The organism is Acinetobacter guillouiae, from assembly GCF_002370525.2.
Classification (GTDB): domain Bacteria; phylum Pseudomonadota; class Gammaproteobacteria; order Pseudomonadales; family Moraxellaceae; genus Acinetobacter; species Acinetobacter guillouiae.
The window spans coordinates 2,741,615-2,767,279 of sequence record NZ_AP014630.1 but is presented as its reverse complement, the minus strand read 5'-3'; the positions used below and the strand labels follow the sequence as shown (position 1 = coordinate 2,767,279).

Annotated in this window: 30 protein-coding genes; 13 read left to right on the top strand and 17 right to left on the bottom strand. The window is 37.0% G+C overall.

The features are described 5' to 3' along the window. Nucleotides 1-14: 14 nt before the first annotated feature. Entirely contained in the window at nucleotides 15-1,004 is a 990-nt protein-coding gene (gene bioB / locus AS4_RS12835; RefSeq protein ID WP_004719449.1) for a biotin synthase BioB, read from the bottom strand. 290 nt (nucleotides 1,005-1,294) lie between these two features. Beyond that, nucleotides 1,295-2,404 carry a tRNA epoxyqueuosine(34) reductase QueG gene (queG, locus tag AS4_RS12830; RefSeq protein WP_096734397.1) on the bottom strand — a complete coding sequence of 370 codons (1,110 nt, stop codon included), beginning with the start codon at nucleotides 2,402-2,404 and terminating at the stop codon, nucleotides 1,295-1,297. A gap of 46 nt (nucleotides 2,405-2,450) precedes the next feature. On the opposite strand from queG, the gene AS4_RS12825 reads away from it, so the two are divergent. The 4 genes from AS4_RS12825 to AS4_RS12810 are packed head-to-tail and all read left to right on the top strand — an operon-like array spanning nucleotide 2,451 to nucleotide 5,479. Continuing rightward, nucleotides 2,451-3,938, top strand: coding sequence for an NAD(P)H-hydrate dehydratase (locus AS4_RS12825; protein WP_096734396.1), 1,488 nt, complete (start codon nucleotides 2,451-2,453; stop codon nucleotides 3,936-3,938). Further along, the gene (locus tag AS4_RS12820) at nucleotides 3,938-4,210 is read left to right on the top strand and encodes an acylphosphatase (RefSeq protein ID WP_096734395.1); all 273 of its coding nucleotides are present in this window, start codon (nucleotides 3,938-3,940) and stop codon (nucleotides 4,208-4,210) included. The genes AS4_RS12825 and AS4_RS12820 overlap by 1 nt, the downstream gene beginning before the upstream one ends. A 50-nt stretch (nucleotides 4,211-4,260) precedes the next feature. After that, complete coding sequence (locus tag AS4_RS12815) at nucleotides 4,261-5,145, top strand: hypothetical protein (protein ID WP_096734394.1); 885 nt, start codon at nucleotides 4,261-4,263, stop codon at nucleotides 5,143-5,145. Continuing rightward, nucleotides 5,138-5,479 carry a hypothetical protein gene (locus tag AS4_RS12810; protein ID WP_096734393.1) on the top strand — a complete coding sequence of 114 codons (342 nt, stop codon included), beginning with the start codon at nucleotides 5,138-5,140 and terminating at the stop codon, nucleotides 5,477-5,479. Before AS4_RS12815 ends, AS4_RS12810 begins: the two co-directional genes overlap by 8 nt. A 111-nt stretch (nucleotides 5,480-5,590) precedes the next feature. On the opposite strand, the gene ruvC is transcribed toward AS4_RS12810, so the two are convergent. Then, complete coding sequence (gene ruvC / locus AS4_RS12805) at nucleotides 5,591-6,136, bottom strand: crossover junction endodeoxyribonuclease RuvC (RefSeq protein ID WP_004719459.1); 546 nt, start codon at nucleotides 6,134-6,136, stop codon at nucleotides 5,591-5,593. A gap of 311 nt (nucleotides 6,137-6,447) precedes the next feature. Between ruvC and AS4_RS12800 the strand changes: the two genes are divergently transcribed. Beyond that, complete coding sequence (locus AS4_RS12800; RefSeq protein ID WP_096734392.1) at nucleotides 6,448-7,017, top strand: FxsA family protein; 570 nt, start codon at nucleotides 6,448-6,450, stop codon at nucleotides 7,015-7,017. A 469-nt stretch (nucleotides 7,018-7,486) separates the two neighbouring features. Beyond that, nucleotides 7,487-8,116: a LysE family transporter gene (locus tag AS4_RS12795; protein ID WP_096734391.1), complete on the top strand. Its 630-nt coding sequence runs from the start codon at nucleotides 7,487-7,489 to the stop codon at nucleotides 8,114-8,116. Here AS4_RS12795 and AS4_RS12790 read toward each other — a convergent pair. After that, nucleotides 8,113-8,301: a hypothetical protein gene (locus AS4_RS12790; RefSeq protein WP_096735526.1), complete on the bottom strand. Its 189-nt coding sequence runs from the start codon at nucleotides 8,299-8,301 to the stop codon at nucleotides 8,113-8,115. The genes AS4_RS12795 and AS4_RS12790 overlap by 4 nt on opposite strands. A gap of 295 nt (nucleotides 8,302-8,596) precedes the next feature. Between AS4_RS12790 and AS4_RS12785 the strand changes: the two genes are divergently transcribed. Further along, nucleotides 8,597-8,848 carry a hypothetical protein gene (locus tag AS4_RS12785; RefSeq protein WP_004822342.1) on the top strand — a complete coding sequence of 84 codons (252 nt, stop codon included), beginning with the start codon at nucleotides 8,597-8,599 and terminating at the stop codon, nucleotides 8,846-8,848. A gap of 259 nt (nucleotides 8,849-9,107) precedes the next feature. On the opposite strand, the gene metK is transcribed toward AS4_RS12785, so the two are convergent. Beyond that, nucleotides 9,108-10,274, bottom strand: a complete 1,167-nt coding sequence (gene metK, locus AS4_RS12780) for a methionine adenosyltransferase (RefSeq protein WP_004719464.1) — start codon at nucleotides 10,272-10,274, stop codon at nucleotides 9,108-9,110. A gap of 568 nt (nucleotides 10,275-10,842) precedes the next feature. Between metK and tkt the strand changes: the two genes are divergently transcribed. Beyond that, nucleotides 10,843-12,831, top strand: coding sequence for a transketolase (gene tkt, locus AS4_RS12775; RefSeq protein ID WP_096734390.1), 1,989 nt, complete (start codon nucleotides 10,843-10,845; stop codon nucleotides 12,829-12,831). A 173-nt stretch (nucleotides 12,832-13,004) separates the two neighbouring features. Next, a complete protein-coding gene (locus AS4_RS12770; protein ID WP_004719469.1) occupies nucleotides 13,005-13,220 on the top strand; it encodes a hypothetical protein in 216 nt (71 codons plus the stop codon). Nucleotides 13,221-13,426: 206 nt separating this feature from the next. Here AS4_RS12770 and AS4_RS12765 read toward each other — a convergent pair whose 3' ends face one another. Beyond that, nucleotides 13,427-13,837, bottom strand: a complete 411-nt coding sequence (locus tag AS4_RS12765; RefSeq protein WP_096734389.1) for an OsmC family protein — start codon at nucleotides 13,835-13,837, stop codon at nucleotides 13,427-13,429. Nucleotides 13,838-14,136: 299 nt separating this feature from the next. On the opposite strand from AS4_RS12765, the gene AS4_RS12760 reads away from it, so the two are divergent. After that, nucleotides 14,137-14,715 carry a YceI family protein gene (locus AS4_RS12760; RefSeq protein WP_004719471.1) on the top strand — a complete coding sequence of 193 codons (579 nt, stop codon included), beginning with the start codon at nucleotides 14,137-14,139 and terminating at the stop codon, nucleotides 14,713-14,715. Nucleotides 14,716-14,949: 234 nt separating this feature from the next. Here AS4_RS12760 and AS4_RS12755 read toward each other — a convergent pair whose 3' ends face one another. The 5 genes from AS4_RS12755 to AS4_RS12735 all read right to left on the bottom strand — a co-directional run bounded on the left by AS4_RS12755 (nucleotide 14,950) and on the right by AS4_RS12735 (nucleotide 19,241). Then, nucleotides 14,950-15,543: an Lcl C-terminal domain-containing protein gene (locus tag AS4_RS12755; protein WP_227548071.1), complete on the bottom strand. Its 594-nt coding sequence runs from the start codon at nucleotides 15,541-15,543 to the stop codon at nucleotides 14,950-14,952. 290 nt (nucleotides 15,544-15,833) lie between these two features. Beyond that, nucleotides 15,834-16,868 (bottom strand): DUF6670 family protein, encoded by a 1,035-nt coding sequence (locus AS4_RS12750; RefSeq protein ID WP_096734388.1) that lies wholly within the window; start codon nucleotides 16,866-16,868, stop codon nucleotides 15,834-15,836. Nucleotides 16,869-16,901: 33 nt separating this feature from the next. Next, nucleotides 16,902-17,525, bottom strand: a complete 624-nt coding sequence (locus AS4_RS12745; RefSeq protein ID WP_096734387.1) for a sterol desaturase family protein — start codon at nucleotides 17,523-17,525, stop codon at nucleotides 16,902-16,904. Nucleotides 17,526-17,639: 114 nt separating this feature from the next. Continuing rightward, nucleotides 17,640-18,638 carry an AraC family transcriptional regulator gene (locus AS4_RS12740; RefSeq protein ID WP_096734386.1) on the bottom strand — a complete coding sequence of 333 codons (999 nt, stop codon included), beginning with the start codon at nucleotides 18,636-18,638 and terminating at the stop codon, nucleotides 17,640-17,642. A 210-nt stretch (nucleotides 18,639-18,848) separates the two neighbouring features. Beyond that, nucleotides 18,849-19,241, bottom strand: a complete 393-nt coding sequence (locus tag AS4_RS12735) for a helix-turn-helix domain-containing protein (RefSeq protein WP_096734385.1) — start codon at nucleotides 19,239-19,241, stop codon at nucleotides 18,849-18,851. A 66-nt stretch (nucleotides 19,242-19,307) separates the two neighbouring features. Here AS4_RS12735 and AS4_RS12730 point away from each other — a divergent pair, with 66 nt between their 5' ends. Next, nucleotides 19,308-20,534 (top strand): MFS transporter, encoded by a 1,227-nt coding sequence (locus AS4_RS12730; protein ID WP_096734384.1) that lies wholly within the window; start codon nucleotides 19,308-19,310, stop codon nucleotides 20,532-20,534. Between the two features lie 81 nt (nucleotides 20,535-20,615). Here the strand turns inward: AS4_RS12730 and AS4_RS12725 are convergent, their stop codons facing one another. Beyond that, nucleotides 20,616-21,170, bottom strand: a complete 555-nt coding sequence (locus tag AS4_RS12725) for a lipocalin family protein (protein ID WP_096734383.1) — start codon at nucleotides 21,168-21,170, stop codon at nucleotides 20,616-20,618. A 76-nt stretch (nucleotides 21,171-21,246) separates the two neighbouring features. Beyond that, entirely contained in the window at nucleotides 21,247-21,456 is a 210-nt protein-coding gene (locus AS4_RS22025; protein WP_096734382.1) for an acyl-CoA thioesterase, read from the bottom strand. A gap of 242 nt (nucleotides 21,457-21,698) precedes the next feature. On the opposite strand from AS4_RS22025, the gene AS4_RS12715 reads away from it, so the two are divergent. Beyond that, nucleotides 21,699-22,019, top strand: a complete 321-nt coding sequence (locus AS4_RS12715; RefSeq protein WP_227548070.1) for a hypothetical protein — start codon at nucleotides 21,699-21,701, stop codon at nucleotides 22,017-22,019. Here the strand turns inward: AS4_RS12715 and AS4_RS12710 are convergent. From AS4_RS12710 to AS4_RS12695, 4 genes are all read right to left on the bottom strand, one after another. Continuing rightward, nucleotides 22,016-22,549: a ClbS/DfsB family four-helix bundle protein gene (locus tag AS4_RS12710; protein WP_096734381.1), complete on the bottom strand. Its 534-nt coding sequence runs from the start codon at nucleotides 22,547-22,549 to the stop codon at nucleotides 22,016-22,018. The two genes, AS4_RS12715 and AS4_RS12710, sit on opposite strands and share 4 nt — an antisense overlap. 201 nt (nucleotides 22,550-22,750) lie before the next feature. Beyond that, nucleotides 22,751-23,020 (bottom strand): putative hemolysin, encoded by a 270-nt coding sequence (locus tag AS4_RS12705; RefSeq protein WP_096734380.1) that lies wholly within the window; start codon nucleotides 23,018-23,020, stop codon nucleotides 22,751-22,753. 330 nt (nucleotides 23,021-23,350) lie between these two features. Beyond that, nucleotides 23,351-24,067: a glutamine amidotransferase gene (locus tag AS4_RS12700; RefSeq protein ID WP_096734379.1), complete on the bottom strand. Its 717-nt coding sequence runs from the start codon at nucleotides 24,065-24,067 to the stop codon at nucleotides 23,351-23,353. Between the two features lie 67 nt (nucleotides 24,068-24,134). Then, a complete protein-coding gene (locus tag AS4_RS12695; protein ID WP_096734378.1) occupies nucleotides 24,135-24,701 on the bottom strand; it encodes a TetR/AcrR family transcriptional regulator in 567 nt (188 codons plus the stop codon). 95 nt (nucleotides 24,702-24,796) lie between these two features. Here AS4_RS12695 and AS4_RS12690 point away from each other — a divergent pair, with 95 nt between their 5' ends. After that, on the top strand, nucleotides 24,797-25,543 hold the full coding sequence (locus tag AS4_RS12690) for an SDR family oxidoreductase (RefSeq protein WP_096734377.1): 747 nt from the start codon (nucleotides 24,797-24,799) through the stop codon (nucleotides 25,541-25,543). Nucleotides 25,544-25,665: the final 122 nt, after the last annotated feature.

Below are 25,665 nucleotides of genomic sequence, written 5' to 3'. Positions count from 1 at the left end.
GAAAAAACTTTGAATTAACTCGCCATCGCATCGACAGAAAGCTCAGCCACTGTTGGTTTGGCTTTTTCTGCTTTTAGACCTAGCTTATTAAACAATTGTTTGTCTTTACCTTCACCAGCATTCGGTGTGGTTAATAATTTTTCACCACTAAATAGCGAGTTTGCGCCTGCCATAAAGGCTAAAGCTTGATCTGAGTCAGTGAGAGATTCACGGCCAGCAGAAAGACGGATATAACTGTGAGGCATGATAATACGCGCAACCGCAATCGTACGAATCCATTCTGTTACATCAAGTTTTTCAACATCTGCAAGTGGCGTGCCTTCGATTGGAACAAGCATGTTGATTGGTACAGATTCGGGATGAACAGGCAATGTTGCCAATTCATGTAATAATCCAATACGATCATTACGATTTTCACCTAGTCCAACAATACCGCCACTACAGACTTTCATCCCCGCATTACGGACATGATCCAAGGTGTCTAAGCGATCATCAAAAGTACGGGTGCTGATGATATGTGAATAGTATTCACGAGATGTATCTAAGTTATGATTGTAATAATCTAGGCCTGCTGCATGTAAACGTTCAGCTTGTGATTGGTTGAGCATACCCAGTGTCATACAGGTTTCTAAACCTAATGCTTTAACTTCGCGCACCATTTCGAGGACATAAGGCATATCACGCTCATGTGGGTTTCGCCATGCTGCACCCATACAAAAACGTGAAGAACCTGATTCAATGGCTTCTTTTGCTTCACTGATTACTTTATCAACTGCAATACGTTTTTCAGCTTCTAATTTTGAATCATAGCGTGCAGATTGCGAACAATATTTGCAATCTTCAGGGCACTTACCAGTTTTAATTGAAAGTAAAGTACTGACTTGAATGGTATTGGCATCAAAGTGTTCACGATGAGTTTGCTGTGCTTTGAAAACTAAGTCTAAAAAAGGCTGTTCATATAAAGCTTGAATTTCTTCACGAGCCCAGTCATTACGTACTGTCATTAATTAAATCCATGATAATCATTATCTATCCCTGTATATAATACATAATTCATGCCAATTCCATAGGGCAAAAAAGTCCAAATACGATGGTATCTTACGATTAAAAAGATCAAGAGTATAGAAAACTAAAATTATAAATATAGTTGCAAAGTTAACCACATTCCTTGTGATTTACTCACAAAATTGTAACTTTAATTTTTATTAACTTCAGTGTATTGGTCATTAAAATATTCAAAAATTACAAACTTTGCAACGATCTGAAAATTATCACTCGGCACAATTTAAAGGCATCAATGGGCTGAAATTTGGTGTTGTTTAGCGTTTTGCTCGGTAATTGCCCAATCAATATGGACTTGCACAACTTCATCATGTAAGGCTCTATTTTGGGTCAATGCTGCAATAATTTGGGCTGAATACGGTGCATTACCTAAGCCAATTGCAATATTGCGCATAAAGCTTTGAAAGCCTGTACGTCGGATGGGGCTACCCTCAGTACAATTGAGGAAGGTTTGTTCATCCCATTGCCATAAATCCAATAAGTTAATATCGTCTAGGCCATGACGTGGGTTAAAGTCTTCAATCGAAGCTTTTTTGGCAAAACTGTTCCAAGGACAAATCAGTTGACAGTCATCACAGCCAAAAACACGGTTACCAATACCACGTCTTAACTCTTCAGGAATGATTCCCTTATATTCGATGGTTAAATAGGCGATACATCTGCGCGCATCCAGCATATACGGCTCAACAATCGCTTGAGTTGGGCAAATGTCGATACAGGCTGAGCATGAACCACAATGATGCGTTGCTGGTTCATCAAAGGGCAAATCAAGTGAAGTAAATAATTCACCTAAAACAAAAAAAGAACCCGATTTTTTATGAATCAATAAAGTATGTTTACCAGTCCATCCCATACCCGCACTTTCTGCCAATGATTTTTCAAACACCGGCGCTGAGTCGGCAAAGGGGCGGGATTCAAACGGACCAACTTTTTCTTTAATGAGGGTTGCCAAGGTTTTTAGCCGACCACGCATGATTTTATGATAGTCACGTCCACGTGCATAACGGGCAATAATTGCTGCATTGGGCTCATCTGGTACATAACGCGGTTTTGGTGTTTCCACCAAATAATTCATTCGTACACAGATGATACTTTTTGTGCCTGGAACCAGTAGTGTTGGATCCGCTCTTTTTTCTAAATTTTCTTCTAAAAACTTCATATCGCCATGGTATCCGCGTTTTAAATATTCTTTAAATCGTGGTAATTCAGCTTGAGCATCAGGACGAGCAATGACACAATCAGCAAAGCCCAGTTGCAAAGCCTGTTGTTTGATCCAAGATTTTAGTTCTTGAAGATCAAGCTGTTGCAAGGGAATGGATTGCGAAGTTAAAGTTGCCGACATAATGAATCAATGCGCTATAAAATAGTGAGAAGAAAAGGACAAAATGATGCATCAGCAAGTTTATCACAGCCGTGAAATACAAGCATGGGAAGCGCGTTGGTTTGCTCAGCAAAATAGCGTTTTTGGTTTAATGCAACAGGTGGCTTGGTCGATTGCGCAACGCTTAAATATTTTGTTTCAACAAGCTTCTCCCCCAATTACCACTGTTGCAGTGTGGTGCGGTGCAGGAAATAACGCAGGTGATGGCTATTGTGTTGCTCATTATTTGCATCAATACGGTTATCAAGTCGAAATATTTGCAACTGAAGCAGGGCATTCTCAGCAGTTAAAGGCGGCAATTGAATTAGTACAGACAGATAAAATAAAAATCCATCCACATTTTAATATCCAAAAGCGCTTTGATTGTCATATTGATGCACTGTTTGGTATTGGCTTAAACCGTGATTTGGATGATGCATTGCAAGCGATTATTCAACACTATAATGTCCAATCAGGTTTAAAAGTAGCCATCGATATTCCAAGTGGTTTAAATGCCAATACTGGACAGCCATTACCTGTGGCGGTAAAAGCAGATCATACATTGACTGTTTTAGGCCTAAAAGTGGGCTTGTTTACAGGGCAGGGTCGAGAATATGCGGGTCAAATTGAGCTCATTTCAATTGTTCCAATAGACCCACAATTAAAAGCGGTCGCACAGTTGTCACCTACCCAGATTCAATTGCCACAACGCCAAGCGTTCGGCCATAAAGGCAGTTATGGGCATGTTTTGGTGGTCGGTGGGCATGCAGAGATGGGCGGTGCTGTTATGTTAGCTGCTGAATCTGCATTTAGTGCGGGTGCAGGAAAAGTCACGATTGTATGTCATGCCAAACATCACACTGCAATTCTGGCACGCTCTCCTAATATCATGCTAAGAGATATCAACGCTTTAACTAATGTGGATATACAAGATTTATTGAGCCATGTGGATGCCGTCAGTTTTGGAATGGGTTTAGGGCGTGATGCTTGGGCAAAGCAACAATTCTCAAAATGGTTTTCACCCATTCATTTAACGCCACAGCTACAAGTGGTTTTAGATGCTGATGCTTTATGGTTTTTAACTGAACAAGCTGTTCAATTCAATCAACGAACTTATCTGACGCCTCATCCAGGTGAGGCTGCTAAATTATTAAATTGCTCAGTGGCAGAGATTGAAAATGATCGTATTGCTACGATTCAAAAACTTCAGCAAAAATATTCAGGACAATGGGTACTTAAAGGTTCTGGAAGTTTGATTTTAGAAAAGCATCTATGGATCTGTACTGCGGGGAATGCAGGCATGGGCACTGGTGGAATGGGAGATGTTCTTGCAGGAATGATTGCCAGTTTAAAAGCACAATTTGATGAGAATATTCACTTACATGAAATTGTCACCTTACATGCTTTGGCAGGTGATAGGCTCGCAAAAAACGGTATGCGTGGTTTACAGGCCCAGCAAATGCGTGATGCTGTGTATTATGTGGTCAATCATTCATTGTCAGGAGTGAGTATGTGATGAAAGCGGTTAAATTGTTAATTCGTGGTAAAGTTCAAGCTGTAGGCTATCGTCGTTGGTTTGAAAAAGAAGCCTTACAATTGGATTTAAAAGGCTATGTGAAAAATCTAACTACAGGCGAGGTTGAAGCTGTTGTGGTCGGAGATGAACAAGCGATTTTAAGTTTGATTCGTCATTGCTATGTTGGGCCTTTACGTGCTGATGTTACTAGTATTGAACAACAAAACCTAAATCATGATTTCGACTATAGTGATTTTAAGATGATTCGTTAAAGTGATCATTTAGAATAGCAACCACATACTGATATAAATCAATATTACCTATGATGATCAACAAAATTTTATTCAGCTGTATTTTGATGTGCGGTATTCATACTGAGCTTGTCGCACAACCAGTAGACGTTGTGATGAATAAGAATAAGATTGTTTTAAAAGATTTGGACTTTAAAACTGTGATGAAATCTTTTTATCAACAGCAGATCCAATATGTCAAAATCCCTCAATTAGATCAGAGCAATATACAGTATGTCGGGATTAAAAATGCCGAATATACCCATGTCTTCGATCGTGATGATGCTGTGATTGTATTTAGTCCTGCGAGTGCTTATCAAAATGCTCAAAATGAGTTGCGCTATCTTATAAGTACAACAGAAGTTTCCATAGATAAAAATAATGAATTACTAAACTTTTGTGGTGTATGCGCAACATTTACTAAAATCTACCTATTTAAGAAAAATGCTTTAGGCCAATTTGAGTTAGTGAGCCAGAGTAAGGATGAAAATAGTTGGATGAATGCAGATTTTAATTATTTGCCTTATCTGACTGAAAATATAGTCAAAAATATTCGAGAAATTGGTCCGAGAATAAAAGGTTATGTCGAAGAACAAGCGTATAGTCGACAAGGCTATTCAACGAGCACGCTCTATATCATCCCATTTGATGAAAACCCTGTAATGGTCAAATTGGAAGTTGCAGAAATTGGGCATGACAATGAAGTGACAGGAAGTGATAAAATCTACAATACACAAGCTGATTATCGCTTTTTAAGCACTGAGCATGATGGTTTGTACGATATTGAAATTCGCTATTCTGGTACGCAACAAATCTATGTTGGAGATATTGCTAAAATTGTGCCTATAAATGAAACCCATGTTTATCAGTATAATGAAAAACAGCAGAAGTATATTCGAGTGAAATTACATGATTGATAAATATTTAGTTGTTGGAATTGTATTTGCTGCGTGTTTGGTATTGATCATTTATACCCAACTCGATAGTGGAAAAAAAGAAGATAAATCTTTGTCATTTAAAGCAAAGTTACAAAAGGAATTTCCAAATTATACAATTCTTGAGCGCAATCAAAATTTCATAATTTGTCGAGAAGGAAATAATCCGCGTATCCCAGAAGAGTTGGTATTGATTCGTGTTGATTCGGAACAGAAGAAAAATCTAAGAACTTCTGGAAAAATGTTAATTGCAACATACACGAAGCAACCCAGTATTCGTGAGATTCGAAAAGATACTTTGCCTTATTTAACTTGAGATGGGGGATACCATCTCAATAAATAAAAACGCTTTGTATTCACCTTTATGATTGCGATAGCTTGGGCTTAGACTTGGGTGGAGTGAGGCGTTTTTGGTGAAGTATGTAAATTAACGTCGACGACTACTATTGCGACTACGCCCACGAGCCATACCGCCTAAAGCATTCAGTACAGCTAATTTGCTCATACTGCCAGACGCATGGGCATGGCAAATTGCTGCAGCGAGTGCATCGGCAGCATCTTGTTGGGGTTGGATTGATAAGTTAAGTAACTTCATTACCATCATCTGAACTTGTTCTTTGTCTGCAGCACCATAGCCCACAACAGATTGTTTAATTTGACGGGCCGTATATTCTGCAACTTGTAAGTCTAAATTGACCAATGCTGCAATTGCCGCGCCACGTGCTTGTCCAAGTTTTAAAGCGGAATCAGGGTTTTGTGCCATAAATACTTGCTCTACAGCAGCTTCTGTAGGACCATGAAACTGAACAATACGTTCAACTCCAGCAAAAATTCGTTTGAGTCGTTCAGGCATTTCTGTTGTTTCAGTGCGAATTGTACCAGCATCAACAAAAGTAAGTTTTTGACCATCTTTTTCAATGATGCCGTAACCTGTTAAGCGTGAACCGGGGTCAATTCCAATAATTAAAGGCATAATACTGCTTATCGTAAGTCTTGCTTCAATTATATGATTCTAAAAATGAATTGTAAGTAAAATTTTAACTTAGTTGTATAATCAAAGTACACAACAGTATTATTTTCCTTAAACACAGTGCTAGGGTATTCATTATTTATAAAACCTTGGTCAATAAATCGCAGAAATACACAAAATCGCTGTCAGAACACAAAATTACCCTTTAAAAATTTTTAACTGCCCATATAAATGATAGAAGCAACAAAATTCATTGTTTTTATATGTGAATTTTTAAGCTCACTTTTAATTTATCTTTGAGATGCCTTGTTTCGATGAAACTTTTTCCTATTATTTTAATTGGTACGATTCTTGAAATTGCTGTATGGATTGGTGTAGCCCAGTTCATTAGCGGTTGGTACGTATTTTTCTGGTTTATCATTGCTTTTGTAATTGGTTTAAACTTGTTACGTTCAAGTACCGCAACAATTATGCCGCAATTACAACAAATGCAAATGACAGGAATGATGGGGAATGATCCTGCAATTGCCAAAAAAATGGCGACAGCATTTGCGGGTATTTTGTTGATGATTCCAGGTTTAATCACCGATGTCTTGGCGCTACTGGTTATTCTTCCACCTGTACAGAATGCGATTAAAAATGCAGGTATGAAATATATGGCGAAAAAGCAACAAGCCATGATGAACAATATGATGGGTGGAATGGGGGACATGGGGGGTGCTCAAGGTCAAAACCCATTTGCAGATTTGATGCGTCAAATGCAGGATATGCAGAACCAGCAATCTGGTGGGCAATATCATGATTCAACCATTATTGATGGTGAAGCGCATGAGGTTGAACCGCAGCATAAACAAATTGAATTGAAAGATGTAAATAAAAAATAAAATATAGTCTACGATATTGAATAGAACGCCGAATCAATGATTCGGCTTTTTTTTGCGTGAAATCATAGGGTCTGTTGACAATTCGTCTACGTTTGCGACTACGAGTGTTTTTTAGGCGATACTAGGCACGAAATACGAAATTTAGTCATTCTAAATGATGAGAAACATCGTTTCGCAAGGTAACGACGTAGCGGCAAAAAACACGCTAGTCCCCCCACTGCGCCTTGCGCTGCAAACAAAGCAGTGCTTTGTTCTTGCTCAGGGTTGTGGCTAAAATTATCTCAGCCTGCGTTATGAAACTCGAAAATAGTCTCGCTATTCTCTTCGTTTCATGCCTTGCCTGCTCAATTTTAACCTACAACGCAAGCCATTTATGAAATGTCAACAAACCCTAAAGCAAGCATAATTTCTTAAACATATTTTTGATCAAACGATATAATCACTGAGTCACAATTTTTAAGATTTTATTATGTCGATGTTATTGACTATTTGTGCACTACACTTTGTTGCGCAGTTGAGTCCTGGTCCAGATGTATTACTTGTCGCTAAAAGCTCAGCATCGACAACACGTGCCAATACTTTAAAAATCATTTTAGGCATCTCTGCTGGTGTGGTGGTATGGGTTGCATTAACCTTGCTTGGTTTTACGGTTTTATTGGAACAATGGCCATGGATTCAACAAGTCTTGATGCTGATCGGGGGCTTATTCCTTGCTAAAATGGGCTATGCAATGTTGAGAGGCGGCATTGCAACACTTAAACAAAATACCAATTTAGATGGCGTGATAGAGCAGCCCCCTAAAAACTATTTTCTATTGGGCCTTTATACCAATTTAGCTAATCCTAAGATTGTGATTTATTTTAGTAGTGTTTTTTCATTGGCATTGAGTTCAACAGCAGGTGCAAATTTAAAACCGCAGTTGGCAGTGATTATTCCAATACAAACATTTTTAGTTTTCAGCCTGTTGATGATGATCATGTCAATTCCTAAAATTAAACGCGTTTATCAAAAATCGGGAAGTTATATCGATATTGTTTCAGGAAGCTTTTTCTTATTATTTGCCATTTTCCTTTGGTTCGATGTCTTGAAAATGTTTTAGTGGTCGGGATGTTGTTGAAGATTTACGGGTTGTTGTTGTGACTGAAGATCATTGCGACTATCGTTTTGATCTTGAGTGGTATAGCGATGTGGATCTAAGGTTTTAATATTATTCTCAGATTGCGTGTATTTACGGCTGCGATTTGCACGTTCTCTTAATCCGCCTTTTTTAATCAGCTGTACCAAAATAATCTCCAGAACAATATCTTTCACTTTGTAGATTATAGCCTGAATCAGTGTGATACAGAATATTGAATGAATGATCCACAATTTGATAGGCGTTGATTTACAATCACTTATTTTAGTCTTTAAATTTAAGTTATTGAATTTATATAAGAATATATTGAAACAAATTTGTCTTGTCAAAAGACACGAATCATGTACACTAAAAAAAGAAACAGATTTTTTGCATTACATATATGGATATAATTGTAGTGTAATAATTAAAAACAATAATAGCGCCATAAAAGGAGATCTGAATATGATTCTACAATATCATTGTGCTTGTTGTGATGAAGCGGTCAGTTCAACACAAAAAGTTTGTCCAAAATGTGGCTCTCAACATATTAAAAGCCCATATGGATTATGGACGTTTTGTCTGGTTGCTTGTTTGATTGCAGCAGTAACGTTTAAAGTGGGACATATTTATTTGCAAAATCACAATACAGAAACCCCAGCACAAGTTTCTTTATTGAGTGTGCTACAGCCAGATGCTAAATCAGATGGTCAATAATTCGTGTACGTGTAGATGGTGGGTTTAATTGTATAAAGATTTGATTTTTTAAAGAACAATAAAATTAGATCATGCTAATGATTAAAATAAACAAACCATTAGAGCTGTTTTAAGTTATAAATATCGATAAGATATTTAACATATAGATATTCAGTGGAGTAGAGGAGGAAAAATTTTGAGGTATTCATCCCGATAACATTAATTCAATAAAAAAGCTCGCATTTGCGAGCTTTTTTCAGATTTAGATCTTAGGCTAGCATTACAAATTTGCAGAAGCTTTAAGTGCTTCAACTTTATCTGTCTTTTCCCAAGTAAATGCAGTATCTGAACCTTCACGACCAAAATGACCATAAGCAGCGGTTTGCTTATACATCGGTTGAATTAGATCAAGCATACGGGTGATACCGTATGGACGTAAGTCAAAATGCTCACGAACCAATTGGATAATCAGTTCATCAGATACTTTGCCGGTATTAAATGTGTTGATCGAAATTGAAGTCGGCTCTGCAACACCAATTGCATAAGACACTTGAATTTCACATTTATCCGCCAAACCTGCAGCAACAATATTTTTTGCAACATAACGGCCTGCATACGCAGCAGAACGGTCAACTTTTGATGGGTCTTTACCCGAGAAAGCACCGCCACCATGACGCGCCATACCACCGTAAGTATCTACAATGATTTTACGACCGGTTAAACCACAGTCACCCACTGGACCACCAATCACAAATAACCCTGTTGGGTTGATGTGAAATTTAGTACCTGCATGGAACATTTCAGCAGGGATAATTTTTTTCACGATTTCTTCAATCACAGCTTCTTTAAGATTGGCTTGTGAAATTTCAGGATCGTGCTGAGTTGAAAGAACAACTGCATCTAAACGAACAGGTTTACCATTTTCATAGGCAAAGGTTACTTGGCTTTTTGCATCTGGACGTAACCACGGTAGTGCGCCGTTACGACGTAATTCAGCTTGTTTTTCCATTAAGCGATGCGCATATGAAATCGGTGCTGGCATCAACACATCAGTTTCACGGCTTGCATAACCAAACATTAAACCTTGGTCACCTGCACCTTGGTCTTCTGGTTTCTGACGATCTACACCTTGTGCAATTTCAGGTGATTGTTTACCCACCATGTTAATCACAGCACAAGTTGAACCATCAAAACCTAAATCGGTATGGTGATAGCCAATTCCATTTACGGTATTGCGGACAATAGTTTCAAAATCGACATTTGCAGTCGTTGTAATTTCACCTGCAAGAACGACTGCACCAGTTTTTACTAATGTTTCGCATGCAACCCTAGCGTATGGGTCTTCTTTTAAGATTGCATCCAAGATAGCGTCACTGATTTGGTCAGCCATTTTATCTGGATGGCCTTCGCTCACAGATTCCGAAGTAAAAACAGCATACTCGCGCATGAAAGTCCTATCACAGTAATTTATAAAGACGCAATATGTTACATCGACTTCAGCCTGAGGACTAGCATTACCTGACTAAAATGCATGAATTAAATTCATTTTCATGTGTTTTTAATTGATATGCTCATTAGAAAAATTGATAAAAGATTATGATTGAGTGCTGTTTCTTGGAAAATTTGCAAAAGCAGGGCGATTAGCATTCAAGTTAACATGACTTTTTATCGCGTGAAACGCTTTAGCAAGATCTTGTTCTATTGAATAATGATCAGCATGAAATTTTCAAAATTTAGACTGAATCGGATGGTGAAAGAATATCCGAAAGTAAACGTATAGCTTAAACACAATCAAATTTGTTTTGCTGATGTTGAGATGTTCGATGTGATTAAGAAAAAAGACCGTTTTTAACGTTGATTTAAGACTATTCGGTATATTTTTTAATTAATTTGCAACCTAAGCGGATAAATATAGACTTAAGTCTTTACCCTGATCGCTTTTTTTAAGACAATACATCCCAGTTTTTGAATTTTCTATTCATCTTCCTATATTTTAATTTATTGGACTCTGATTTATGACAACCCCGCTGAATGAACGTCGTATAGCTAACGCAATTCGTGTATTGGCTATGGATGCTGTGCAAAAAGCTAATTCTGGACATCCAGGTGCTCCAATGGGGATGGCAGATATCGCTGATGTCGTATGGCGTGAATTTTTAAACCATAATCCAAGCAACCCACAATGGGCAAACCGCGACCGTTTTGTATTGTCAAATGGTCATGGTTCAATGTTGCAATATGCTTTGCTTCATTTAACCGGTTATGATCTTTCTATTGAAGATATTAAACAATTCCGCCAATTACATTCTAAAACTCCTGGTCACCCAGAATTAGGTTATGCACCAGGGATTGAAACGACAACAGGTCCACTTGGTCAAGGTGTTGCCAATGCTGTAGGTTTTGCACTTGCTGAGAAAACTTTAGCGGCACAATTTAATAAAGAAGATATTCAAGTTGTAGATCACTTCACTTACTGTTTCTTGGGTGATGGTTGCTTAATGGAAGGTATTTCCCATGAAGCATGTTCACTTGCTGGAACATTAGGTCTTGGAAAACTCGTTGTTTATTATGATGACAACGGTATTTCTATTGATGGTGAAGTAGAAGGTTGGTTCTCTGACGATACAGAAGAGCGCTTTAAAGCTTATGGTTGGCAAGTACTTCGTGCAGACGGTCATGATGCAGATGCAATTCGTGCTGCGACAGTTGCTGCGCGTGCAGAAAGCTCGAAACCAACGTTGATTATCTGTAAAACGATCATTGGTTTAGGTTCTCCAAACAAACAAGGTAAAGAAGATTGCCATGGTGCGCCATTGGGTAATGATGAAATTACATTAACTCGTGAAGCATTGGGTTGGAAAGAAGAGCCGTTTGTTATTCCTGCTGATGTCTATACCGCTTGGGATGCAAAAGCAAAGGGTTCAGCTTCAGAAGCTGCTTGGAATGACGTTTTTGCAAGCTATGCTGCAAAATACCCAACAGAAGCGGCTGAGTTAAAACGCCGTGTGAATGGTGACTTGCCTGCAGAATTTTTGGCACAAGCGGATGCTTATATTGCTGAAGTGAATGCAAAAGGTGAAACCATTGCAACACGTAAAGCAAGCCAAAATGCGATTCAAGCATTTGCACCTTTACTACCTGAAATTTTAGGTGGTTCTGCTGACTTGGCTGGTTCAAACCTTACACTTTGGAAAGGCGCGAAAGGGGTTGAGTCTGATCCTGCGGGTAACTACGTACATTATGGTGTGCGCGAGTTTGGTATGACTGCAATTGCCAATGGTGTAGCATTGCATGGTGGTTTCATTCCTTATGTAGCAACCTTCCTTATGTTTATGGAATATGCTCGTAATGCAGTTCGTATGTCTGCATTGATGAAACAACGTGTGATCCATGTTTATACTCATGACTCAATTGGTCTAGGTGAAGATGGCCCAACCCATCAACCTGTTGAGCAAATTGCTTCTTTACGCGGTACACCAAATTTAAATACATGGCGCCCATGTGACACAGTTGAAGCGTCTATTTCTTGGAAATCTGCTTTAACACGTAACGAAGGTCCTACAGCCTTAATTTTCTCTCGTCAAAACTTACCATTCCAAACACGTACTCAAGCTCAGATTGAGAATGTTGTGAAAGGTGGTTATGTATTGGCTGAAGAAAAAGGCGAATTAAAAGCGATCATTATTGCGACTGGTTCAGAAGTTTCATTGGCGATGGAAGCATATGCACAACTTGACGGTGTGCGTGTAGTGTCTATGCCATGTGCTGAAGAATTTGTGAAGCAAGATGCTGCATATCGTGAAGCAGTATTACCATCAAATATCCGTGCACGTGTTGCAGTTGAAGCTGGACATGTAGATTACTGGTGGAAATTTGTAGGTTTAGACGGCAAAGTCATTGGTATGTCAACTTATGGTGAGTCTGCACCAGCCAAAGATTTATTCCAATTCTTTGGTATTACCACTGAAGCTGTTGTTGGTGCTGTAAAAGAATTAACTGCTTAATTCTTACATCATTTTAAATATAAAAACGCCCCGATAGGGGCGTTTTTATATTGTGAAATTTGTTTGTAAATTAAGTAAATTTTAGTAGCAGTTTTTAGCAATAGGTATATAGTTGTGCCATTCATTGGGTATTCATGAAACATAGTGATACATATCCCAGAAGTGAGGAAAATATGAGCCTTTATGAACAAATTAGTGATGAAATTACCTTGATGGACGCAGGTGAGCAAAAGTGGATTGGGCAAGATTTGCCGCTTGAATCTATGGTTGCAGTTGAGTTGCTGTTACAGGATTTTCAAGAAGATAAGTTGATTAAGATCCGCCGTAAAAACCATGAAAAACAATCTGGTTTAAAACAGGTCGATCGTGTCTTGGTTGAAAAGTTATAAGTTTAAAAGCCCCGAAAGGGGCTTTGATTTTTATCGTTTGTAATTTTAAAAATTAATTTTCATCTAAATTAACAGCTGAAAAAAATTATAATAATACAATCTATGATCAAGGAAATGCTAACTGGGTCAGAAAATGGATAGAGGGCATTGAGCGGGGTATTTATTAATAAGAATACCTGATCCTCTTGTCAAAAATGAGGGAATTTTTATTCAATCCCCAACTCTGTCTGAATTTGGATATTTGAAGTCAATAATTTATGAACAGGGCAGCTTTCTGCAACTTTTAGCAGTCGTTTATGTTGCTCCTCGGTAAAATCACCTTTAAGAATAATTTTCCTTGAAATATTATTTTGACCTGCTTCAGGATCACCCTCAGGATTTAAAGCTAAATCTAATTGAACATGTTCAATTTTAAGCCCTTTATGATTTGCATACATTTCTAGGGTGACCACAGTACAAGCGCCTAGTGCTGATAATAAAATTTGAATTGGATTCGGTGCAGTATCTTGACCACCTTTATCGCTAGGTTCATCGGCATACCATGTATGTCCTTGCGGATTGGTGAGTGTTACACGATAAGCTGTTTGTGTACTTTGTGCTTGAGCAATATTTGCCATAAAATGTTCATCAGATAAAAAAGACCAGTACCATAAATATAAAATTTCCCTAAAATGGTCTAGTGTAATTTATTGAACTTTAAATTTTAGATTTGAATTTAACTTCTGATCCATACTTGGTTTAATTTGTTTTTATTATTTAAAACAATATTTTATATTGATTTTTAAGGGCTTGATTAAGTTTTAAAAACGCTCATTATAGAATCGTTGCATATATGCAACATATCGTATTATCAATAACAATGAATTTATACGGGAAGTGTATAAACTAATATCCATTCGATAGCGAGAATATAAAGATGAACTTTAAAGCATTAACATTGGGTTTAGCCGTAGCATCAGTAGCAACTTTCAGCATGGCAAAACCTGTAGATTACAAAATTGATCCAACACATACAGCAACAGTATTTACTTGGAATCATTTCGGTTTTTCAACTCCTTCTGCAAACTTCAGTGACATTCAAGGTACGATCTCTGTTGATAATGCAAAACCAGCAGACTCATCTGTCAATGTAACTATTCCATTGTCTAGTTTAAATACCAATGTCGCAGCATTAGATGAACATTTAAAAAATGCAGATTTCTTTGATGCTGCAAAGTATCCAAACATCACTTTTAAAAGTACGAAAGTTCAAGCTTTAGGTAAAAATAAATACAAAATTACAGGTAACTTAACTGTGAAAGATGTGACGAAACCTGTTGTTTTAGATGCTGTTTTAAACAAACAAGGTGAGCATCCAATGACTAAAGCACAGTCAATTGGTTTCAATGCAACGACATCATTTAATCGTTCAGCATTTGGTGTTGGAGCATATGTCCCGAATGTAGGTGATAAAATCACTGTAAATATTACAACAGAAGCTTCTGTAGCGAAGTAATATTTAAATAGATTAAAGGCTTATAAGGTTGATTTTACTTGCTTTATAGGCCTTTTTTATCGTCTATTCCTTATTCAATTTAAGATATTTAAATAATCATTACTCACTATGATTTGCTCTAGAGGCAAAATCAGCTATTTTTCAGTCCTTGCAATTCTTTTATATTTTTAAATTTTTTCTAACATTAGCATGATACTGCTTATATAAAATGCTAGACAATTTCCTGCTGGGAAACTAACGACTATTTCGAACTGCTCTAGAAAAACTACGGTCGTCTGTGTAGTTAATGGTCGGTGCAAAAAAACCAGTCTTAAAGTCGACATTCCATGCCTTATATTTGTAGCCGATAGGTTTCCATGGGGATAATGAACTTGACCAATATTTACCATTAGATGGGGTATTAGGAAAAATATGAGTATCTAATGTAGGGCTAGTTGAATCATCAGCACAGTTAGCTGGAGCTTTTTGCCCATAAGGTAATTTTTTCATTTCAAGTTCATGATCTTGTCCATATTGTCTCCTCTCTTGTTCTGGTAATTGTATTTGTCCTATTTTTCTCCAGCCAGTACTACATTTACGAATTGTTATTAATTCTTTTATTTGGGGAACACGCCAGTTATTTTTACCTTCAAATCCACCATTTTTATTCATTTGATTAAGATAATCTTGTGCATCTTCCCAGTTTTTAAATTCCAAAGGATCACCCTTACAAGTTGAGCCTGTCCATGATTGCCCAATTGAACAACGCATCCAGATTAGACCTGTTGCAGGGTCACGCCATTGCCCAGATTTGCTTAATTGCTCATCCGTTTCTGCGTAAACACTCATGGCGCTTGTTGACAATATTAATAGCAAGGATGCTGGAATTAAGCTTTTACGCTGCTCAATACAAAATTTAAATTGGTTAAAGATATTCATTTTGTCTTAGTGCTTAAGGAATAGTTCTCTTTAATTTACTTTTACTTTCCTCCAAAGTAAATGTAGAAAAGACCGAATACCGTATTATCGTTGCCTTGATATATTTCATAACTACATTGATGAATATCGAGCGATGGTAAAGCAGCTGATATATCTGTTTTAACTAGGCTTTTTATCACCTAGTTAAAAGTTGAATCGATCTAATCAGTACGGATATCTAAATATTCAATATAACCAGTACCTTCAACTGCACGATCCTTGAATGTACCTTTATATTTATAGCTCCCTGCATAGCCTCCCGCCATACCATATTGAAAATCAGCATTTGTTAGACCATCAATATGGATTAACGGGTTTCCATTATCATCATTCACGCTCCATGAGAAAGTACGAGCTAAACGCATTGATAAACCATTCGGGGTTATAACGCGCTGATCTTCAAATGCATGGACATTAAAATTAAATCCATTTGAATGAATACTGCCATGATCATCTGTAGAGCGAATATATACTCGACGTTGCAATACCAGATTTAATGGACCAAGGATTTCTACAAGTAGGACTTGAGTTTTCTCATCGATATTTAAAATATGATAGGTAAAATAATTGATATATAAATTTACATCTACTGCACGAGCATATTCATAAGTACACAGTCCTTGAACTGCAGTTTTCTTACCTTGATATTCAAGAAATCCTTCATATTTACATAATAATGCCCAGTGATCATATAAACCCAATGACATTTGTACAAAATGGGCAATTTTATCAGTCGCATGAATCTTTAAATCAAAATTGAAATCATGACCTTCACGCTGCGCATGAAAATTTGGATATGTACCTTCGAGTAACACGTCACGACCAAAACTTAAAGATGAACCATTGCTTTCCAATACACAGTCATTTTCTACACTATAGCCATTAAAATGTTCTTTTGTACCTACTGCGGTACCGATTAATACATTTGCAGTATCAAGCGCAGTGGTTTGGATTAAATGTTGATTCCGAAAAATTTTTACACGAGGTTGACCAACCACAATTAAAAGATTCAAAAAATTAAATGGTGCTTCAAGATTTGGAATCATAACCCCATAATGAACGCAAGAATACTTTCCTTTTGGTGTATGCGTTGGCGTATTCACATCAAAAGGTCTTCCGTTGATTGTCTCTGAACGATCGATAAAATGATGTAAAAACTTTGGCGCAGCAATGTGTTTGGGGAATAATCGTTTCATCAAAATGATCCTTAATACTTTATTTGTTAAAATTTACAGTTCTAATGAGATGCCCTGACGAGTACTTTTTATATCCAATGCACTCTTAGAGGTAATTTTAAGATATGATTTTGCAAATATTTTCTGTGATGTCTTGTTTAGGATTATTTCAAGATTTTGAGGTAGTTTTATTCCTAGGGGATTGCTTTCTTTAATCGAAAGCTCAGTAAAAACACGTGTTCCCATAATATAATCAAACCACGGACGTGTAACACACCAATTGGCATTTTGATTACTTGCCATATGATGATCATAGTGCCAAGGGATCCGTTTACGCGCGTATTCTGGGTCTAGGTGAGATTTTGCATGTACACGCCAATAATTCCAAATCCCATAATATAAGCCGGCAGTAAAAAATGGTGCAATGGGTAAAAATACAGTTGAAACCGCGGCTAAACCTAACAATGCGGTTTTTTCATTATAAATTTCTGCATTTTTAAACATAGATTCACGATATCCTTCATCATGAAACAGATCTGTTCTGGCACGTTTATGATGTGCTATATGTGTGAAGAAAGGGCTATTACGGTGTTTACTTGGAAACTCATGCAACCATACCTTATGTGCATACCATTCAAATCCATTCGCAACTAAAAGGCCAATTGGAAAACCTAACATCTCTGATCCTTTTCAATTAAGAAATAACCATCAGTGTAGAAAAGAACAGCTCATTTTTTTTGACCGAAAAGCTAACTCGTTAAATGTCATTAGAATCAAGTTATAGCTAAAAACTTATTTTTGCTTGCGCTGGCGATAATGGGATGGCGTTTCATTTGTCCAACGTTTAAAGGCACGTGAAAAGGCGGAAGGCTCAGAAAAACCAAGTAAATATACAACTTGATCTATGCTTATATTGGGATTCATCAACAGCTTTTTTGCCATTTTTTCACGATAAGTTGCCAAAACTTTTTCAAAAGTCGTGTTAACTTCTTTAAGATCTGCACGAAGTTTTCGGGGTTGTAGCTCTAAATGTTGGGCAATTAATTTTAAATCTAATTGTCCTGATTCTAATAGACCAGAGCTGAGTAAGTTTTCTATATCATTAATCAAATAATATTTATCGACAACTTTCACCTGCTGTTTAGCGATATGCTCATGTATTTTTAATAGCATTGGCTCAGCCGATGCTGAAGCTAAACTCAATATTTCCGCATCAAAAATTATACAGCCGTACTGCATACCTAAACGAGTCGGGCATTTCCAGATACGTTGATATTCATCTAAACTCGCGCCTTCTTGGTAAGGCAACCATATTTCTTTGGGATAAAAATGATTGTTACTGATATAGTTTAAAAAATTAAGCATAACGCTTATGGCACATTCTAGATAATGACGAACTGGGTGCTGAAGATTCGTGATCATTGCATTTTGATTTTCAATGTGTAAATGAGCCACAAAAGCATCGGTAAAAATTTTCTGATAACGCAACGCTCTTTGTAAGCCGTCTCCAAATGTAGGGCTACTCATAAAAATGTATTCTAATATTTCGCCTCTAAAAATAGGGAAATGTTCACCTACATGAAGTCCGATATTCTGATCAGCACTGATTTCTTCAGCTATTTCCCAAAAACGTTGTTGGGTCGAATTATCTCGCCGTATGGTTTTGTCAGGTGGTTGTTCAGATAATCTTATTTGTGAAAATATCCGATTTGCGTCCAAATTCATTTTATTTAGAGTGTGATATGTTAACCAGAGGAAAACACCAGAATCACTAGATTTGCTTTGATCCATAAATCAAAAATACCGATTTCAACAGATACAATTTATATTCGTAGATCAGGCTACAAACGTATAAAAGTCATCAAAATTTAAGCTTGTTTTATCATCTTAGAGAAAGCCATTTGACTGTTCAATGTCATTGCGTGCTAATTTTAATTATTGTTCTACAATCTAATTTAGCTATTCAGCAAATACTCATCAAAAATCTTTTAAAAATTTCTTTTATTTCTGAGCTGCCTTCTCAACTAGTCGCTTAAAACTCGGGCATTGCAAATGCGATGGTGCAGGGCAGTCACCTACGTGGCGAAGTATGTCTCGGAGTGCGATCAATTTCTGAATTTGAAGATCAATCTCATCGGCTTTTTGATGAATAACACTTGGAGAAAGATCAAGTGCGCCACGACTATCGAACATTGCTGCGATTTCTTTAAGTGAAAAGCCAGCCGATTTGCCCATTGAAATTAAAGTGAGTCGTAACAGAACTTCAGAAGAGAATTGTCTACGTAATCCATGGCGAGAAATTGAGAAAATCAGACCGATTTCTTCGTAATAGCGTAGTGCTGAAGGTTTAATTCCACTTTTTGCTGAAACTTCACCAATATCAAGAAATTTCATACTTGACCTCAAGTCAACTTGAATTAGTAGTATGTGCTTAAACACCACTGCTGACAAGAGCGCAACATGACAGAGCAGACAGAATCATTAACATTGACAAACAAGACCCAAACTGGAATCACGATCACTTTGTCGTTATCCATGCTATTGGCATCGCTGGGAACAAGCATTGCTAATATCGCATTACCCACACTAGTTGAGGTCTTTTTACTGCCATTTATTCAAGTACAGGCTGTTGTAATTGGATATCTGATCTCGTTGACGATCACGGTTGTGATTGCTGGACGCTTAGGTGATCGATATGGATGTAAGTCTATGCTGATCGTTGGACTGATTATATTCAGTTTGGCTTCACTGCTATGTAGTGTCTCATCCAGCTTATGGGTATTGGTTGCTGCTCGATCATTTCAAGGAATAGGTGCGGCATTTTTAATGACACTTGCAATGGCACTTACACGTCAGACAGTCAGTAAATCACAGTTGGGAAGCGCAATGGGAATGCTTGGAACGATATCTGCTTTAGGTACAGCACTTGGACCTGTGTTGGGTGGGTTTCTGATTGCCATGAGCGGTTGGCAAAGCATTTTTGGGCTACAGTTTATACTTGCGAGTATTGCGATTATTCTGGCTTGGGTACTGTTGCCAAAAGATTCCATTAGAAAAGAAATTCCTGCGCTAATTTCTTGGCAACCTGACCAGAATATAACGCCAAACCTGCTGGTTAATTTGCTGGTTGCCGCCATTATGATGACCACACTTGTCATTGGACCTTTTTATCTCAGCCTTGGTCTAAGCTTGGATCAAATACATGTGGGTTTGATTATGGGGATTGGACCAGTGGTTGCTATCTTAAGTGGAATTCCATCGGGTCGACTTGTCGATCGTTGGGGAAGTCGCTATATCGTCACTATAGGGTTGATTTTTCTGATTATCGGTAGCTTGATGCTCGCTATCTTACCGAAATTGATGGGTATAAGTGGCTATATTTTACCTATTATTATTTTGACTTCAGGTTATCAGTTGTTTCAGGCGGCCAACAATACGATGACCTTGGCGGATGTTCCTAAAGCTCGACAAGGGATGGTATCAGGACTTCTTAGCTTATCTCGTAATATGGGCTTAATTATCGGGGCTTCTGTGATGGGGGCTATTTTTTCATTCGGTGTCGGCACAATTCAGTTCAATCAGGCAACAGCTTTAGCAATCATTGATGGGATGCAATTTACTTTTGGGTGTGCTGGAGCATTGATGGTTGTGGGCTTACTCATCAGTTGTGTCTCATTTCTTAGATAATATTGATCAGAAGGGCTTGTAGTGCAATCGTATAAAATGAGCCAGATTCAACAAGCCCTCAAAAAGAGGGCTTGTATGCATTTATTTTTGTTTGGTTTCAATTAAATCACTTAAATCATACCCTAAGCTTTTAGCATAATTTAAATATTCTTCAGTCGTGGCTGGATCAAGCTGTTGAGATCGACTGAGTAACCATAAATATTTCTTATTGGGTGTACCGATCAATGCAACTTGATAGTTTTCATCCAGCTTTAAAATCCAATAATCACCACGCCCTACAGGTAACCAACGAAGTGCTTTTGGTAAAAAACTCACTTTTAATTTGGAGTTTGTAGGCGCGTTTTGTACAGATGCTTCGCCAATTGATTGTTGAAGCTTGCCATTTTTATCGTAACAACGATTATCCACTTTGATTGAGCCATTTTCATTTAAGGAATAATCAGCAGTAACGTTATAATCGCATTTCTTTTGAAAATACATTGGCTTGCGTGCAATTTCATGCCAAGTACCCAGATACCTCTTTAAATCTACATTTTTAACGGTTTGAATCTTCTCATTTCCTGCATAAGCAAATGCCGCAACACTCAGTAATGCTATTCCACCGACGAGCGTTAATATTTTAAACTTGTTGTTCATGACATAGCCCTATATTTAAGTATTTAATATATATATTCATTATGTCGCGCCCGATGCGGAGATATTGTAATTTTGCTTACAAGTCATGTAGTTTTTTCATGTAAAAATCTCTTCTAAGCAGTCCAAGTTGACTTTTTCTTGCGATAATTTCATCATGTTGGTAGGGCAGTATTTCAACCAATTGATCAACAGTTAAATGGTTGTTTTCAATGAGAAAGCAATCTTGATCTGTTGACCAAGCAGAGGATAACAATAGTTTTCTGTTTGGTTTATTTCTAGGGGACATGGATTAAATTCTTTACACCTTGATGGCTGATAATCAATAAAACTACAAGTGATTGAATTTTAACGCTCTGCACTTTTAGTGAATGATATTCGATCTGTTTATATCAAATCTTGATTTTGTTACTTAATCAAGATCTTAATACGTACTTTAGTAAAACTCAAATTTTAATTGTTATCGATAAATTGAGCGGGTGATAAAAATAGTTTATGCTCAGTTTAATCTAAGAACAATGAAACAGATTTATGAAAAAAATAACAATGGTAATGGTAATGTTGCTGATGCTTACAGGCTGTATTACACCAAATCCTCATAGTTTGGTATTGATTCAGCAAGAAAAACCAATTGAAGTCATGCATGAGCAACTGGATAATGAAAATACCAGTAATGAGGTAAATAGAGCATTATTATGTGGTGAATATGAGCGTGTCTATAAAACAGAATACCTACCTGCTTTAATAAAATATGACAAATCCTTGGGGCAAGAAAAACCAAAACAGTATTATTTGGATGAATTAAATAACACCATTTCTCAATATTTAGAACTGAAAAAAATAACCTGTTAAGGCTTTTTAGTTGGTTTAGTATTTATGTTGAGTTTCTTCCATTTTCTGATTTGAACTCTAAAGTTGGTAAAAGGGGCGACAGTGTTGATATGAATCCATTTATACAATGGCCAGTTGGCAGGTGTGGTTGCCCATTTACGTTGATTTATTTCAAATAGTTCTTCATCTGTTAGATTTTCAATCCAGTGTGTGACTTCTTTGACCCGTTTAGACAATAACTGAGTATTTTCTTTTAATGAATGCTGGGCATGGGTTTGATAAAAATTTTGATATAGACTTGCTAAGTTATTCCATTTATAGCCTTCTTTTGGCATTGAAACGGGGAAACCTGCAAGTTCTTTGCTTTCCCATTCTAATAATAAATTTACCCATCCCAATTGATAAGCTAAATTTTGGGCAGGAGTTTTATCTACAGCTGCAACTTTATGATCTTTTAAGTCTTCGGATATTTCTTCAAATTCTGTTAAATATTGCTTTAATGAATTATTAATTGCAACAATCAGTTCCTGTTTAGATTGGTAGGTTTTCATTTATTCAATATTCCCAAAATAAATACAATACTGTTTATATTTAATGCATGTTTAGATCTAATTTATTTTAACGATGACAATGATGGAGCAACTCATTACCGTAGTGAATATACAGTAATGAGTCTGAAATTTATACCAATAGAAAATCAGTCATTCCAGAAGGCTTATCTATTGTTTATATTCCGCAGCGATTATTCAAAATTATTTAGTAGTAGCTTGCTCATCGCCTTGTGCACTTCTAAACAACTTCCATTCATCAACCACTGTTCCATTTGGAAGCTTACAATATCCTACTTCATTTCCTAAAGCATCTTTTTTAATCTGAGACTCTCCTCCCATTTTTTGACAATACACACTTGCAGGATTGGCCATGCCAAGCGGTTTAGCATTTTGATTATTTACTTCAGGGGTAGAGCAGGCAGAAAGAAGTGTTGTCATGAGCAAAGAAGCGCCAATATATATTTTATTCATTGCAAACAAAGTCTTGGTTTTAAAGTATGCAGTATAAATAAATCAGCAAGCTTTAATGTATCTACTCTGTTTAATCCTGTAGCTCAAACATAATGATCAGGTATGATTTAGTGTAAAATATTAAGTTTGATTAAATAATATTGTGTGAGAATAAAGAATATCTTTTTAATGTAAATGCTATAGTCAGTTAAATATAATAATCAGTTAAATATAAGTAATGCAGTATTGATATTATATTTCGAGCAACGCCGTATTAATGGGTGAAGAGTAAATACGTTATAAAAAGCACGAAACAGAAAAGTCTATTTCATGCTGATATAGATAAACAGATTATACATTTAAGTGTTTGATAAAATGCTCTAAAACCAATGGTGATTTTAATTCAAGATTTGGGGCATATTTTTCATTTTCAGATCGTAAATGAGGAATATTTAAGCCAGCTTTACGTAATTCACAGGTATGACCAATCAACCATTTTTCCATATCGTCTGCCGCAACTTCGACATGGAATTGTAGTGCCAAGATATTTTGCCCAACTCTAAATGCCTGATTTGTATAAATTGCAGAGCTTGCAAGTAATTCAGCCTGTACAGGCAAGTCAAAGGTATCACCATGCCAATGTAAAACTTCGGTATTAACAAGTGGTAATAACGGATTATTTTGAGCTAGATTTAGCTTCAATTGACTCCAGCCAATTTCTTTTTGATGGCCTGCATAAACTTTTGCGCCCAAAGCGTGTGCAATCAATTGTGCACCTAAGCAAATACCGATCGTTGGTAAATTCTTGGCCAAACGTTGTTTAAGATAAGCGATTTCATCATTTAAAAAAGGATAATCTTCAGTTTCATAAACACCAATTGGACCACCTAGAATGATGACTAGACCTTCAAATTCAAATGCTTGCTTTAAATCATCCATACCCGCTTCAAAATAACGTATGCGATAGCCTAAATCATAAAAAGTGTCTTCAAGAATACCTAAATCTTCAAATGCTAAATGTTGAATGGCATAGATTGTCTTCGGCAAAGCGTGTGTGGAGGAAGTCATGGTTTTATAATGATTTAACGAGAATATTGCTAATTTATACTAGATTGTGTTGGGTTGAAAACTAAATTTATGCTGTGATTTGCAACATGGAATAAATACAGTGTTTGCTTGATTCCAAAATGGTCAATTTAACCGAATCATCAGAAACACTTCTTGCTATCAGTATAGCACCCACCAGTTGACATAAGACGCCCCAAGCTTTTTCTTCACTTCCGAGGCGTTGAGTAAATAGGTCATGACCGCGTTGTAATTCTTGTTGATAGCGTTGTTTAATCTCCTCATCAGAACGTGCAACTTCTGTAGCGAGTGTTGGCAATACACAACCATAATCTGGATGTTCAACATGCGAGAGGGTTAAGTAACGATTGAGTTCAAATTCAATCCATAACTCAGCCTGCTCATGGGGATTGTTTTGCCACATCTGAATGCTATTTTTGAGTTCGTTTTCAATCAATGCTTTAAACAAATCCTGCTTGGAAGAAAAATGTGAATAGAATGCACCACTGGTCACGCCAGCAGCTTTCATAAAGCCATCTACACCGGTTGCAGCAAAACCATCTTTTTTGGCCAGCTGTCCACTGATTTTTAATAGCTCTTTTCTTTTTTCTTCTTTATAGCCAGATTTGTATCGCATATTTTCCTCGACCAAATTTGTTCTTGACGGTCTAGTAAAACTATAACATAGTAATCGTTATAATAACGATCGTTATGCAAAAAGAGAAGCATGATATGCAAGATGAAATAACAACATCAAATCAGAAGGTTGCATTGATTATTGGAGCAGGTGATGCAACAGGTGGCGCAATTGCGAAACGTTTTGCCAAAGGGGGATATATTAGTTGTATGACCCGTCGCAATGCTGACAAGTTACAACCACTGATTGATGAGATTGAACAGGCAGGTGGAACAGCATATGGTTTTGCATCTGATGCTCGAAAAGAACAGCAAGTTATACAATTGATCGAAGAAATTGAAAGCAACATTGGCGAAATAGAGGTACTGGTTTTTAATATCGGTGCCAATGTCCCATGTAGCATCCTTGAAGAAACCGCGCGTAAATATTTTAAAATATGGGAAATGGCGTGTTTCTCTGCCTTTTTAACTGGTCGTGAAGTGGCGAAACGAATGGTAAGCCGACAACGCGGGACATTGATCTTTACTGGTGCGACTGCTGGTCTACGTGGTGCTGCTTATTTTTCAGCATTTGCAGGGGCAAAGCATGCACTTAGAGCTTTGGCACAGAGTATGGCGCGTGAACTTGGTCCACAGAATATTCATGTGGCTCATGTGGTAGTTGATGGTGCAATTGATACAGATTTTATTAAAAATAGTTTTCCTGATCTTTATGAGAAAAAAGACCAAGATGGTATTTTAAATCCTGAACATATTGCTGAAAATTATTGGCATCTTGCCCAGCAACCACGTGATGCATGGACACATGAGCTAGATTTACGTCCTTGGATGGAAAAATGGTAAGTCACTTTATATTAGTAAGTTAATTAATGGTTGCTAGTTGCTATTAGTCATGTTGTATAAGCAGTTGGCTTTATCTTTATATAGCGAGAGTACGTCTGGATGATTTAAGTTTTTTCTAGAAT

Coding starts and splice junctions, on each gene's coding strand:
- AS4_RS12705 (WP_096734380.1), bottom strand. CDS start 23,020: ATGAATAAAATATATATTGGCGCTTCTTTGCTCATGACAACACTTCTT.
- AS4_RS12740 (WP_096734386.1), bottom strand. CDS start 18,638: ATGGATCAAAGCAAATCTAGTGATTCTGGTGTTTTCCTCTGGTTAACA.
- AS4_RS12725 (WP_096734383.1), bottom strand. CDS start 21,170: ATGAACAACAAGTTTAAAATATTAACGCTCGTCGGTGGAATAGCATTA.
- AS4_RS12770 (WP_004719469.1), top strand. CDS start 13,005: ATGAGCCTTTATGAACAAATTAGTGATGAAATTACCTTGATGGACGCA.
- AS4_RS22025 (WP_096734382.1), bottom strand. CDS start 21,456: ATGTCCCCTAGAAATAAACCAAACAGAAAACTATTGTTATCCTCTGCT.
- AS4_RS12795 (WP_096734391.1), top strand. CDS start 7,487: ATGTCGATGTTATTGACTATTTGTGCACTACACTTTGTTGCGCAGTTG.
- AS4_RS12800 (WP_096734392.1), top strand. CDS start 6,448: ATGAAACTTTTTCCTATTATTTTAATTGGTACGATTCTTGAAATTGCT.
- AS4_RS12815 (WP_096734394.1), top strand. CDS start 4,261: ATGATGATCAACAAAATTTTATTCAGCTGTATTTTGATGTGCGGTATT.
- metK (WP_004719464.1), bottom strand. CDS start 10,274: ATGCGCGAGTATGCTGTTTTTACTTCGGAATCTGTGAGCGAAGGCCAT.
- tkt (WP_096734390.1), top strand. CDS start 10,843: ATGACAACCCCGCTGAATGAACGTCGTATAGCTAACGCAATTCGTGTA.
- AS4_RS12710 (WP_096734381.1), bottom strand. CDS start 22,549: ATGAAAACCTACCAATCTAAACAGGAACTGATTGTTGCAATTAATAAT.
- AS4_RS12810 (WP_096734393.1), top strand. CDS start 5,138: ATGATTGATAAATATTTAGTTGTTGGAATTGTATTTGCTGCGTGTTTG.
- AS4_RS12690 (WP_096734377.1), top strand. CDS start 24,797: ATGCAAGATGAAATAACAACATCAAATCAGAAGGTTGCATTGATTATT.
- bioB (WP_004719449.1), bottom strand. CDS start 1,004: ATGACAGTACGTAATGACTGGGCTCGTGAAGAAATTCAAGCTTTATAT.
- AS4_RS12750 (WP_096734388.1), bottom strand. CDS start 16,868: ATGAAACGATTATTCCCCAAACACATTGCTGCGCCAAAGTTTTTACAT.
- queG (WP_096734397.1), bottom strand. CDS start 2,404: ATGTCGGCAACTTTAACTTCGCAATCCATTCCCTTGCAACAGCTTGAT.
- AS4_RS12695 (WP_096734378.1), bottom strand. CDS start 24,701: ATGCGATACAAATCTGGCTATAAAGAAGAAAAAAGAAAAGAGCTATTA.
- AS4_RS12785 (WP_004822342.1), top strand. CDS start 8,597: ATGATTCTACAATATCATTGTGCTTGTTGTGATGAAGCGGTCAGTTCA.
- AS4_RS12745 (WP_096734387.1), bottom strand. CDS start 17,525: ATGTTAGGTTTTCCAATTGGCCTTTTAGTTGCGAATGGATTTGAATGG.
- AS4_RS12825 (WP_096734396.1), top strand. CDS start 2,451: ATGCATCAGCAAGTTTATCACAGCCGTGAAATACAAGCATGGGAAGCG.
- AS4_RS12760 (WP_004719471.1), top strand. CDS start 14,137: ATGAACTTTAAAGCATTAACATTGGGTTTAGCCGTAGCATCAGTAGCA.
- ruvC (WP_004719459.1), bottom strand. CDS start 6,136: ATGCCTTTAATTATTGGAATTGACCCCGGTTCACGCTTAACAGGTTAC.
- AS4_RS12730 (WP_096734384.1), top strand. CDS start 19,308: ATGACAGAGCAGACAGAATCATTAACATTGACAAACAAGACCCAAACT.
- AS4_RS12765 (WP_096734389.1), bottom strand. CDS start 13,837: ATGGCAAATATTGCTCAAGCACAAAGTACACAAACAGCTTATCGTGTA.
- AS4_RS12715 (WP_227548070.1), top strand. CDS start 21,699: ATGAAAAAAATAACAATGGTAATGGTAATGTTGCTGATGCTTACAGGC.
- AS4_RS12755 (WP_227548071.1), bottom strand. CDS start 15,543: ATGAGTGTTTACGCAGAAACGGATGAGCAATTAAGCAAATCTGGGCAA.
- AS4_RS12820 (WP_096734395.1), top strand. CDS start 3,938: ATGAAAGCGGTTAAATTGTTAATTCGTGGTAAAGTTCAAGCTGTAGGC.
- AS4_RS12700 (WP_096734379.1), bottom strand. CDS start 24,067: ATGACTTCCTCCACACACGCTTTGCCGAAGACAATCTATGCCATTCAA.
- AS4_RS12735 (WP_096734385.1), bottom strand. CDS start 19,241: ATGAAATTTCTTGATATTGGTGAAGTTTCAGCAAAAAGTGGAATTAAA.